Annotated in this window: 9 protein-coding genes, 1 pseudogene and 1 riboswitch; of the genes and pseudogenes, 5 read left to right on the forward strand and 5 right to left on the reverse strand. The window is 35.3% G+C overall.

Features of this window, described 5'->3' with window-relative positions:
• Nucleotides 1-226: 226 nt before the first annotated feature.
• Nucleotides 227-2197: a family 20 glycosylhydrolase gene (locus tag IR022_RS12935; RefSeq protein WP_194204020.1), complete on the forward strand. Its 1971-nt coding sequence runs from the start codon at nucleotides 227-229 to the stop codon at nucleotides 2195-2197.
• Between the two features lie 106 nt (nucleotides 2198-2303).
• On the opposite strand, the gene IR022_RS12940 is transcribed toward IR022_RS12935, so the two are convergent.
• The 4 genes from IR022_RS12940 to IR022_RS12955 form a co-directional block, all read right to left on the reverse strand.
• Nucleotides 2304-3629, reverse strand: coding sequence for a KamA family radical SAM protein (locus tag IR022_RS12940; RefSeq protein ID WP_194204021.1), 1326 nt, complete (start codon nucleotides 3627-3629; stop codon nucleotides 2304-2306).
• 189 nt (nucleotides 3630-3818) lie between these two features.
• Nucleotides 3819-5003: a S41 family peptidase gene (locus IR022_RS12945; protein ID WP_194204022.1), complete on the reverse strand. Its 1185-nt coding sequence runs from the start codon at nucleotides 5001-5003 to the stop codon at nucleotides 3819-3821.
• A 12-nt stretch (nucleotides 5004-5015) separates the two neighbouring features.
• Nucleotides 5016-5753, reverse strand: coding sequence for a porin family protein (locus IR022_RS12950; RefSeq protein ID WP_194204023.1), 738 nt, complete (start codon nucleotides 5751-5753; stop codon nucleotides 5016-5018).
• A gap of 202 nt (nucleotides 5754-5955) precedes the next feature.
• Nucleotides 5956-6447: a 3'-5' exonuclease gene (locus IR022_RS12955; RefSeq protein ID WP_194204029.1), complete on the reverse strand. Its 492-nt coding sequence runs from the start codon at nucleotides 6445-6447 to the stop codon at nucleotides 5956-5958.
• 323 nt (nucleotides 6448-6770) lie between these two features.
• Here IR022_RS12955 and IR022_RS12960 point away from each other — a divergent pair, with 323 nt between their 5' ends.
• The 4 genes from IR022_RS12960 to IR022_RS12975 all read left to right on the forward strand — a co-directional run bounded on the left by IR022_RS12960 (nucleotide 6771) and on the right by IR022_RS12975 (nucleotide 11670).
• Complete coding sequence (locus IR022_RS12960; RefSeq protein WP_194204024.1) at nucleotides 6771-7073, forward strand: hypothetical protein; 303 nt, start codon at nucleotides 6771-6773, stop codon at nucleotides 7071-7073.
• Nucleotides 7074-7468: 395 nt separating this feature from the next.
• Nucleotides 7469-7671: riboswitch (cobalamin riboswitch) on the forward strand.
• Between the two features lie 164 nt (nucleotides 7672-7835).
• Nucleotides 7836-10067, forward strand: a complete 2232-nt coding sequence (pflB, locus tag IR022_RS12965) for a formate C-acetyltransferase (RefSeq protein WP_194204025.1) — start codon at nucleotides 7836-7838, stop codon at nucleotides 10065-10067.
• 78 nt (nucleotides 10068-10145) lie between these two features.
• Nucleotides 10146-10862, forward strand: a complete 717-nt coding sequence (gene pflA / locus IR022_RS12970; RefSeq protein ID WP_194204026.1) for a pyruvate formate-lyase-activating protein — start codon at nucleotides 10146-10148, stop codon at nucleotides 10860-10862.
• Between the two features lie 19 nt (nucleotides 10863-10881).
• Complete coding sequence (locus IR022_RS12975) at nucleotides 10882-11670, forward strand: formate/nitrite transporter family protein (protein ID WP_194204027.1); 789 nt, start codon at nucleotides 10882-10884, stop codon at nucleotides 11668-11670.
• A 134-nt stretch (nucleotides 11671-11804) separates the two neighbouring features.
• Here IR022_RS12975 and IR022_RS12980 read toward each other — a convergent pair.
• Nucleotides 11805-12027 (reverse strand): annotated as a pseudogene (locus IR022_RS12980) (choloylglycine hydrolase); the annotation flags it as partial.

The raw sequence follows: 12027 nt of genomic DNA on the forward strand, positions 1-12027 counted from the left end.
ATACAATTAATCTCCTTTTATCTATTTTTATTAACGCAAATAGATCTTTTCTGAAAAAATAAAAACAGACTCATCTCTATTAAAATAAAACCATATTACCCCACTTAATCCTTAGTTTGATAATACGAATTGTTAATTAGCACTTCAACACCTCACAAAGAGATACAAATTCATTTATTTTTATAAGTTTTGTTATATTTGTAAATATAAACCTAAAGAACAATACATGAAAACACTATTTATTAGGGTTATCGCAATCATATTTGTGATATTACCCGTATTTTCATCTGCTGCCGAGATTAATCAAAAACCATTTGTAATACCCGAATTAAAGCAATGGGCTGATAAAGATGGTCTCTTTCGTATAACTGAAACCTCTCAAATTATAGTACCAAAAGGTAATTCCGATTTACGACATGTAGCAAAATTATTTGCCGAAGATTATAAGATTATGTTTGGCAAAGAGCTAACAATTTCGGAAGGCAAAGCCAATAAAGGAGACTTTACTTTCAAAACCGCATCTAATAAAGAATTAGGAAAGGAAGGATACCAAATAAAGATTTCTGATTTGGTTGAAATTACCGCTCCTCAACCGATTGGTGTATTCTGGGCAACCAGAACCTTATTACAGATGTCGGAACAAAGCAAAGAAAGAGAGCTCCCAAAGGGTGAAATAAAGGATTGGCCTGACTATGAATTGCGTGGTTTTATGATTGATTGCGGAAGAAAATTCATCCCCTTACAATACCTTCGCGACTATGTGAAAATAATGGCTTATTATAAGATGAATACTTTTCAGATTCATCTAAATGATAATGGATTTAAGCAGTACTTCGAAAACGATTGGAACAAAACGTATTCTGCATTCCGACTCGAAAGCGAAACATTCCCAGGATTAGCAGCTCAAGACGGCTATTATACTAAGAGCGAATTTATAGACCTGCAAAAGCTAGCAGAAGAATACTTTGTGGAAATCATTCCTGAGATAGATGTTCCCGCCCATTCACTAGCTTTCTCACAATATAAACCCGAAATAGGAAGTACAGAGTATGGTATGGATCATCTTGATTTATTTAATCCTGAAACTTATAAATTTATAGATGACCTATTCAAAGAATACTTAGAAGGTGAGAATCCTGTTTTTAGAGGGAAGCGCGTTCACGTGGGTACCGATGAATATTCTAATAAGAAGAAAGATGTTATTGAGAAGTTTCGCTATTTTACCGATTACTGCATTCGCTTAGTGGAAGGTTATGGAAAACAAGCTTGCGTGTGGGGTGCGTTAACCCATGCAAATGGAGAAACTCCTGTGAAATCGGAAAATGTATTAATGTTAGCTTGGCACAATCCATACGCGCAACCAGACTCTATGATAGAGCAGGGATACGATTTAGTAAGTATTCCAGACGGACTTCTATATATTGTACCCAATGCAGGTTACTATTATGATTACCTCAACCATAACAAAATATACGATGAATGGACACCAGCCCAAATAGGTAACAAAGTATTCAGCGATAACGAACCTAAAATAAAGGGTGGTATGTTTGCTGTATGGAACGATCATGTAGGAAATGGTATATCAACAAAAGACATACACCATAGAGTTTTTCCTGCAATTCAGACTCTATCAACTAAGATGTGGACAGGAAAGAGTACCACACTACCTTTTGACGTTTTTGACTTGAAAAGACAAAATCTAAGTGAAGCTCCTGGAATAAATATATTAGGAAAGATAGGTACAGAGGCAACCCTTGTTTATGAACAAGCTGAGGTTAAGAAAGGTGATAAAATGAAGTACAAAGAAATAGGCTATAACTATACTGTAAGCTTCGAATTGGATGGAGCTAATGAGAAGAAAGGAACTATTTTATTCTCAACGGACGAAACACAATTTTATCTCTCTGATCCTATAAAAGGGATGTTAGGATTCGCCAGAGATGGCTATCTCAATACATTTAATTACAGAGTAAAGGATGGAGAAAAAGTATTAATTACTGTTTGCGGAGATAATAAAGGAACCCGTTTATATATTAATGGTAAACTTCACGATAATTTGAGTATCAAAACCCAATGGTATAGTGAAGGAAAAGACAAGATGTATTACATTCAAACTTTAGTATTCCCTCTTAAAAGAGCGGGAGATTATAACAGTAAAATTAGAAATTTAAAGGTTTACAACTATTGTAAGGAATAGATGACCAATAACTCATTAGTCTTATAGTTTTAAACTCATTTTATCAAAACTTGATTGTGTCTCGAATAGATGCAATCAAGTTTGTATAAAGAGGACGAATATTCATTTATTCAAAAGGGAACGGTTTCGTAGTTTTTAATTTGGATGGCTTTTCTTCAAAAAAGAACTTATCTTCTCCAAAAGCAGGATTCAACTCATCCATCCATGTAGCTTTAGAATTATACTCTGCAAAGAATGGAATATGCACCCATTTTGGATTGCGACCTTGTATGAAGCGAAGTACAAAAACCTTATCTCCTTTTATCTCTTGCACCCCAAGTACTTGAACCTTCCCTGCAACATCACTCATACTCGGCCCTCTTACAGTACGGCAAAGTCCGCTTACTTGACTATATGCTTGTCGGAATATCTGCCAACACCTTTCTAACGGAATTTCAAAATATCGTTTTGCGCCTGTATCACGTGCTATAAACATATAATAGGGTACACAACCTAAATCGACCTGCTTACGCCACATCTGAGACCACAATTCTGCTTTGTCGTTAATATGCTTCAATAAAGGTGACTGTGTTCGTATCTGTGCGCCCGTTTTACGTATTCTCGCAATAGCTTCTTTGACCGCATGGGTTGATAACTCGCGTGGATGATTAAAATGAGCCTGAATGGAAAGATTCTTGCCCGATTTATTCACCAGTTGAAATAGCTTGATTATATCATCACTATCTTTATCTGTCAAATATCTGTAAGGCCAATATGCAAGTGATTTTGTACCAATACGGATAGATCGTATATGTTCGAATTCGGGCTCTAATAGAGGTTTTATATACGCTTCTAATGTTGAAGCACTCATCACCATAGGATCTCCTCCTGTAAATAATATATCTGTCACTTCTTTATGCAGACGCAGATATTTAAGCAACAAAGCGCCCTCTTTCATCGCAAACTTCAACCCACTCATTCCTGAAAATTGCGGCCACCGAAAACAAAAAGTACAATATGCATGACATGTCTGCCCTTGACTCGGAAAGAATAGTACTGTTTCAGGATATTTGTGCTGAATACCTTTCAATTTTATTTCACCTAAATAAGGCACATTATGCTCCTGACCTGCGGGATTGGGATTTAATGATAATCGTATCTTCTTCACATATTCATCAATCACCTCCTTACTGGCATTTTCATCCAGTAGTTTCTTTATAAGAGTATAATATTTCTTATCTAGCATTTCTTTCTGTGGAAAATTCAAGATAAAGATTGGATCTGTTTCTACATTACTCCAATCAATAAGCTCTTCCACTACATAATTATTAGTTTTGAATGGTAATACTCTTCCTACAATTTCGATATTCTCAATCAATTCTTTAGATAGGGAAGAGATTTGCGGAATTGTTCGAAAATTGTGTAAAGTGTAAGATTTTAGAGATGTATTCATAGTCATAAATCGATAAGGTGTAAAATAATAATCATATAATATACTAGAATCATCCCTAAAACCAATACAGCGATAATATTTGAAATCTTTTTTTATAAAAAAATAACGTTTCTTTAGGTAAAAAGCTATCGTTAAACCAATAAAGCCTACGCACACTCCTTAGTCCAAAGACAGCCACAACAAACCATACTATTTTACATTGTTAATCAAATTTACTGCAGCTTCAAACTGAGGATCTCTCCCTTCATTAATAGCTTGTTGATCGTATTTCACCTCTATATCAGGTGGAAAACCTATACCTTCATATATTTTATTATCCACATATTTATACATAAGTGAAGACGTATAAACCAATGTGAAAAATGAGGTCGAAAATTGTCCACTATTAGTATCTGTATTAGGACCAAGTGGTCCCATTGCACCCCATGTGCGTTCTCCAATAAAATGACCATTGGGTAAAACTTTCACAGTCATCGGTAAAATTTCCGCCATGCTCATCGACCAAGTATCTGCCAAAACAACAATAGGCGCGGTTACGTTCTTTGCTCCCGGAAGTGTTTTTAAGTAATAAGGTGTCCATGGGCTATAGTCGAGTCGTCCTTCACCGCTCTTTGAGCGTGTATAACCTACTAAATAATCTCTGTCAACCATTCTTCCCAATAGAAACTTCAAATCACCGGCAGCACCTCCGTTATTACTTCTTACATCTATGATAATTCCCTTTATATCATCTGTGGCTATCAGTTTATCGAAGAAATATTGCAATACATCTTTTACGTCATTATCAGATGGGGAATTATAGAGATCTTCGAGATTGAATCCACTGCAATAAAAATATAGTATATTATCATCGCGAACTCCTGCCATAGCATTTATATTATATTGGAATCTTTCGGAAAATGTAGTTCCCCTCAATCCTCTATCCAAATAAGTCCCCGGTAAAGAATAAAACATATGTTCATAAGTAAGATAAGCATCGTATTCAGGTGTATTCAATCTTTTAAACTCGGATGGCCATATAGGTAATGAATCTTTCAGAAAAGGACTTGTAAAAGTCAGGTAATAATGAGAATCAACTAAACCTCGTGTCATTTTTTTAAAGTAAGTATACGCTTTTCCGGCGTCCTCAGGAGATGCATAGCTTAGATTGGCAAACAAAGGTTTATATTCTCGGTATACCCTATCCCAATCAGTAGTATCTATATCCCAGAATATATAATTGTTATTCATCCCATTCCAATAAGCATCGAATATTTCATTGTAATTGTATCCCGGATATTTCTCCGGTTCGTTTACATCGGGAAAATCTTCGCGGCAAGATGTGAAAGGACTAAGTGTAAGTATTGTCAAAATACACGTAAACAGATATTTCATAATGCTATGTTTTTATTTATTATGACCTAAAATAGAAGAGAGATTTAAAAGAGCACCCATCTGTATCGTAAATGTATCGTTGTAACGAGGAACTTTATTTATCATATAATCTTTCTGTAAATCAGTAGTTCCATAATAGTAACGACCCTCTATAAATAGTTTTAAAATACCAGTTACAGCATATTCAGCACCTATACCTGCCAACAGCCCCCACTCTATGCGGTTATCTCTACGACTGTCAAAAGGATTCTTCTCATCATAAAAATAAGGTTCGTAAAACTGCAAATAATTACCCTCCGGAATATTGGCATTATAATTTAAAGATGCTGTAACACCCTTCACTCTGCTGTTTGCCCAATAAGCAGCATATCCTCCGATGTTAGTAAAACCTCTCAGCTTATTACCTCCAAAAGAGAAGTGAGCCATCAAGGGTAATTTGATATAACTATTCTCGGTTTTTTGATAAATGCCTTCGTAATAATAACTACGGCTCTTTTTATAGTCTTTCCGAATATAGATGACTTCTGCTTGTACTGCCAACCAATCTTTAAAGTTATAACGTAGAGGAATGCCAACCGTAAAGCTATTTTGACCTTCATATTTAGTAAACGAACGATAAAGTGTACTTGTATTTAGGTTATTGCGAACGTATCCACCCGATATCCCCAGTTCTAGTTGTGCCTGCACCTTTGGAGAGATCATACATGCACATAGTAAGAGTATTGCGGAAAACAATTGTTTCTGCTTCATAAGACTAAGATTATTACGATGTTTGAGGAAATAAATATTCAAACAAATCTAAGAATCAAATAGTTTTAGAGAATGTACCTTTTAATATTTCCATCCTAAACAATTAACTTTTAAGAATATAAGAGATACCTAAGTCAAAAGTTCAGGAAAATAGAGGAAGAGTTAGACTAAATGCCAATCAGTAGATAACGATGATGCAAGTTTACAACAATTGCATTGCTATTTCGGCACAAGCTTCGGCATCAGCCAGGGCATTATGATGGTTTGTTAGAATATACCCACAATCTTCTGAAACAGTGTGTAGTTGATGATTGGGTAAGTGACGTAATTGACGACGCGATTCTGCCAAAGTACAGTAAAACTGATAATCAGGATAGTCCATTTGATAAGAGCGAAACACTGCTTTCAGGCAGGCTTCATCAAATCCTTTGTTATGAGCTACAAGAGGCAAACCCTCAATAAGAGGTTCTATTTGTTTCCATACTTCCAAAAACACAGATTCGTTAGCTGTGTCTTCATCTGTCAACCCATGAACAGCAGTATTTCCATAGTTATAATAATTGGGCTCAGGCTGAATAAGACTGTAAAAACGATCTGTAATACTTCCATTTCGCACAACCACAATACCAACACTACACACACTTGAAAGTTCGTGATTAGCTGTTTCAAAATCTATGGCTGCAAAATCTCGTATCATTTAAACCTATAATATATTTATGAGTAAAATTAGGAATAAAATTTCTATCTATTATTAATGAACAAAGAGAATATTTAGTGTATCAAAACACCATCTATTTTACTTTATCTCTCCGTCTCAAGGAGGAAGAATAGTCCATAACATCTTTTAGTATAAGTTTCAAAATGGAGATATAAATCTTGTATTTTCATTAGATTCATTTAGAATTTATTCCGATGAATCTAAAAGATCATTAAAAAAGGAACTCATTTAAAATATTACTTGTTCAAAGAACGTATACAATAGTAGATAGGGTTAATAATTTTCATAAAAAGAGAGCCATGGTAAAGACAATTGCAATAATAACAGATAAAGGTGTTCCGAGTACAGAGATAAAAGAAAATACATTGATAAATGTATTTAAACTCGAAGGTAATAGAGTTTCCGGATATGAAAGTATAAAACTTGATAGTGCAGATACCAATAGCTTTTCGAAGCTATTAAAACTAAAAGAGATTAGTTTGATATATATTGACAATGTCAATAACGAGTTACACAGAATGTTACACAAACTAGGTATAGGGGTTAAATGTAAAGAGGAATGGGAAGGCGATCAGTTTATTGGACAGTTTGTATTTGGTTAATATGATCCTAAATCAAATATTCTTTTGGAGAGTTATATCTAACTAAAACTGTTGTAATAAATAAGCCATACCTAAACCTTATCGTTATATTAAAAGTAGTTATCGTACACTTGAAGAGAAAAACTTAAAATAACAGAGAAACAGACATTAAATATCCTATTTAATGTCTGTTTCTCTGTTATTGGTAATTGAAAATTTTTAGTAGTACAAGTGAAGAAAGTACTAATCAAATCAATATAAGCGTCATCTGTATGAGAACATACGTAAATAAATGATCCAACCATTATTATAACCAGAACTCGATAATAATGTATGTTACTTCTTTGTTATAATGAGCTTTTGCATGAGCAAATAATTATTTATGACAAAAAACAAATAACTCCGATAAAAGTTACTATTTTTGTATACATTTTGGTGTCATTTTCTGTATTCTTAGAAAAATGATGAAAAGGGAATCGGGTGAAAATCTCGAACAGACCCGCTGCTGTAAGCTCTACAAGCATTTTTGAAGAACTCAAAACCACTGTTCATAAAAGAATGGGAAGGAATTTCAAAAATAGAGTAAGTCAGAAGACCTGCCAATGATGATAAAGTTTGATGCTTTCGGGAAATAAAGCAATACAACATCTTACGAATCTAATACTTTTTTATCGGAGACCAGTAGACATTTAACATTTCTACACAGCCATAAAGAAAGTACGTCAATTTCAAAAATAATTTCTGTCAAAATAAAGTTTACATATCTAATCATTAATAAAAAAAATGGAAATATATAAAGATTTTAAAGGTACAAAATGGAAAGAAAAAATTGATATAAACGATTTTATCCTAAAAAATTACACTGAGTATACCGGTGATGAGTCTTTCCTTGAAGGGCCAACAGATGCTACCACCAAATTGTGGGAGAAACTGAGCGAAATGTTTAAGGTCGAAAAAGAAAAAGGCGTTTATGATGCTGAAACTAAAATACCTTCGCAGATTGATGCTTATGAAGCCGGATATATAGATAAAACTCTAGAGAAAATAGTCGGTGTACAGACAGACAAACCTCTCAAAAGAGCTATCTTCCCAAATGGCGGAATCCGCATGGTGCAACAAAGCCTCGAAGAATATGGGTACAAACTAGATCCAATCACATCAGAAATATTTACAAAATACCGTAAAACACATAACGAAGGTGTATTTTCTGCCTATACAGACAGTATTCGTCGTGCAAGAAGTAACGGCTTATTAACGGGTCTGCCTGACGCATATGGTCGAGGACGTATTATTGGTGACTACCGTCGGGTAGCACTTTATGGTGTAGATCGCCTGATTGCTGAAAGAGAGAAACGATACAAAGAGTGCGATCCTGTTGTAATGACTGATGATTTGATTCGTCTTCGCGAAGAGTTGAATTCTCAGATTCAAGCAATGAAAGCACTCAAACGAATGGCTGCTTTTTATGGTTTCGACATTTCAAACCCTGCTGCTAATGCACAAGAGGCTATCCAATGGACATACTTCGGTTACTTAGGAGCAATTAAAGATCAAAATGGTGCTGCAATGAGCTTGGGTCGTGTAACAACTTTCCTTGATATTTATATTGAGCGTGATCTTAAAGCTGGTTTGATTACTGAAAAAGAAGCTCAAGAAATGGTCGACCATTTCGTTATGAAACTGCGCATTGTTCGTTACTTACGTACTAACGAATATAATGAACTGTTCTCTGGTGATCCTGTTTGGGTAACAGAGTCTATTGGAGGAATGACTAACAATGGAGCTTCTATGGTAACTAAAAACAGTTATCGTATGTTGCATACTCTTTATAATTTAGGACCATCACCCGAACCAAACCTCACCATTTTATGGAGTAACAGATTGCCTGAAAGCTGGAAAAAATATTGCGCAAAAGTATCTATTGATACATCTTCTCTTCAATACGAAAATGATGATATTATGCGTCCTCAGTTAGGAGATGATTATGGTATTGCTTGTTGCGTATCACCTATGCGTATAGGTCACCAAATGCAGTTCTTTGGTGCTCGTGCCAATTTACCTAAAGCTTTACTTTATACCATAAATGGGGGTAAAGACGAAAAAACAAAAGCACAGGTATTACCTAAGCATTGGATTGAAAAAGTATCAGGTGACTATTTAGAGTTTGACGAAGTATGGGATAAATTTGACCGTACCCTAGACTGGGTAGCCGAAACTTATGTAAAAGCATTGAATATAATCCATTATATGCACGATAAGTATTCGTACGAAGCTTTAGAGATGGCTTTACACGATGTAGATATCGTTCGTACGCAAGCTTTCGGAGTATCGGGACTCTCTATTATAGCCGATTCGTTTGCTGCTATCAAATACGGTAAAGTTCGTATAGTAAGAGATGCCGATGGAGATGCAGTAGATTACATTCTCGAAAAAGACTATATCCCTTTCGGAAATAACGATGATAATACAGATAAGTTTGCTGTAGAAATTGTAGAGAAGTTTATGAATAAAATTCGTAAACGTAAGATGTATAAAGACGCAATTCCTACTCAATCGGTATTGACCATTACATCAAATGTAGTTTACGGGAAAAAAACCGGTAATACACCCGATGGACGTCGTGATGGCACTCCGTTTGCACCGGGTGCAAATCCAATGCACGGACGTGATACCAAGGGTGCTGTTGCATCACTGTCTTCTGTAGCCAAGCTTCCATTTGAGCATGCTAATGACGGAATATCTTACACATTTGCTATTACGCCTAACACATTAGGTAAAGGTAAAGAAGAAGAATCTCAAAATCTGGCTTCACTGATGGATGGATATTTTTTGCAAACAGGTCATCACCTGAATGTAAACGTATTTGATCGTCAATTATTAATTGATGCAATGGAACGTCCAGAACAATATCCTCAGTTAACTATCCGCGTATCGGGTTATGCTGTGAACTTCGTGAAGCTTACTCGTGAGCAACAGTTGGATGTTATCAATCGTACCATTACTACTGCTATCTAAATAAAGCAGATAAAATATTACTAAACGAAGTGAAGCTATAAAAGCTTCACTTCGTTTTACACATTAATTTTGCCGGAGATGCAAGGATACATACATTCATTCGAAACATTCGGGACAAAAGACGGACCGGGAATCCGTTTTGTTGTGTTTATGCAAGGCTGCCCACTGCGTTGTTTATACTGTCACAATCCTGATACATGGAAAAAGGATGGTGCAAAATATATGCTTACACCTCTAGAGGTTTTTCAGGAATTGGATAAAGTGAAAAATTTCGTTCGAGGAGGAATTACCATTTCGGGAGGAGAGCCCATGCTTCAACCCGAGTTTGTTTTAGAATTATTCAAACTATGTAAGGAAAATAACATTCATACAACAATTGACACATCAGGTATATTTCTGAATGAAAAAGTAAAAGAAGTGCTCCAATATACCGATCTCGTTTTACTGGATATCAAACATATTAATCCCGAAAAATATAAAGAGTTAACTACAGCTCCTTTAGAGCCGACCTTGAAGTTTATGGAATATCTCGCAGAGACAAACAAACCCACTTGGCTACGTTATGTACTTCTACCCCACTATACCGATGACGAGAAAGATTTGATCGAATGGGCTAAATATGCATCACAGTTCAAAAATGTAGAACGAGTAGATATACTTCCATTCCATCAAATGGCAGTACAAAAATGGCAAGATTTAGGCTTAGAGTACCAGCTAAAAGATATAGAGCCTCCCACCTCAACCCAAAAAGAAAAAGCAGAAGCAATTTTTAAGTCTTACGGACTTCCGGTTTAACCTATTATTTTTTTAATGCATGTCTAATTACTATAATCCAAGAGAAATTACTCTTCTTTTTGCAGAATCAGCTACTTATAAGAGAAATATACCTTTTATTAAATTTTGTATATTATCAATACTCGGAGGCATGTTTATAGCTTTTGGAGGATTGTTGTCTATTATGGTTTCGGGAGGAATGCCGGGCATTGGAGCAGCCAATCCAGGTTTAGTGAAATTTGTAGCCGGGGCTTTATTCCCTGTAGGGCTGATTATGGTTTCCATTACAGGAGCTGATCTTTTTACTAGCAACTGTGCCGGATTTTGTTTCCCTCTGCTACAAAGGAAAATCAATGTAAGCATTTTCTTTAAATATCTATTATTGTCTTATCTATTCAACTTTATAGGCACACAATTCATAGCTTTCGTTTTATCTTATGAAGTTGGCTTATTAGATAAACAACCTTGGCAAACATACTTACATCATTATTCTGAAGTAAAAGTAAGTCAAGACTTTTTCACTATATTTATAAAAGGAATAGGTGCAAACTGGTTAGTATGCCTAGGTGTTTTTATGGGCTACGCAGCAAAAGATATTACTGGAAGGTGTATAGGTATCTGGATTCCAGTAATGTTATTCGTCACACTCGGCTATGAACACTCTATTGCTAATATGTTTTTCATTCCGGCAGCTATTTATTCAGGGGCTGATATTACTTGGGGAAGTTTCTTAATACAAAACCTTATTCCATCCACACTCGGAAACCTCGTTGGTGGAGCCGGGTTTATTGGTTGTGTATATGGGTATTTGTATCTAAAAGAAGAATAAACTATATATAAAAGAGAGCCAAAAAGTTAAATATCTACTTAGAGAAATAAGAGGCTTAGTCAGCAACTGTGCAGGAAAGGAGAGGAAAGATGAAAAAGCCCATTTTAGGAATGGACTTTTTCATCCTTTACTTATCAATTATTCACACCTAAAAACTTGAAAGGTTGTGCTGGTTTAAAGTCTTTAGCAGTATTACCATTATAGATTTCACCATTTGCAATAGATAACTTCATTACAGGTGCACCCTGTGCCAAATCCATATCCTGAAGATTTACCCAAAATGTATTTGGAGTCAAGCTCGATTCGAAAAAGTAAGTCAGGTTTTTACTATCTGATACTGTTCTCCATTCTGTTGTG

The sequence above is a fragment of the Dysgonomonas sp. GY617 genome, from assembly GCF_015233815.1.
Taxonomy (GTDB): Bacteria; Bacteroidota; Bacteroidia; order Bacteroidales; family Dysgonomonadaceae; genus Dysgonomonas_A.

Excerpts from the sequence above, each read along its gene's own strand:
- IR022_RS12935 (WP_194204020.1), top strand. The coding sequence starts at position 227 with ATGAAAACACTATTTATTAGGGTTATCGCAATCATATTTGTGATATTA.
- IR022_RS12940 (WP_194204021.1), bottom strand. The coding sequence starts at position 3,629 with ATGAATACATCTCTAAAATCTTACACTTTACACAATTTTCGAACAATT.
- IR022_RS12945 (WP_194204022.1), bottom strand. The coding sequence starts at position 5,003 with ATGAAATATCTGTTTACGTGTATTTTGACAATACTTACACTTAGTCCT.
- IR022_RS12950 (WP_194204023.1), bottom strand. The coding sequence starts at position 5,753 with ATGAAGCAGAAACAATTGTTTTCCGCAATACTCTTACTATGTGCATGT.
- IR022_RS12960 (WP_194204024.1), top strand. The coding sequence starts at position 6,771 with ATGGTAAAGACAATTGCAATAATAACAGATAAAGGTGTTCCGAGTACA.
- pflB (WP_194204025.1), top strand. The coding sequence starts at position 7,836 with ATGGAAATATATAAAGATTTTAAAGGTACAAAATGGAAAGAAAAAATT.
- pflA (WP_194204026.1), top strand. The coding sequence starts at position 10,146 with ATGCAAGGATACATACATTCATTCGAAACATTCGGGACAAAAGACGGA.
- IR022_RS12975 (WP_194204027.1), top strand. The coding sequence starts at position 10,882 with ATGTCTAATTACTATAATCCAAGAGAAATTACTCTTCTTTTTGCAGAA.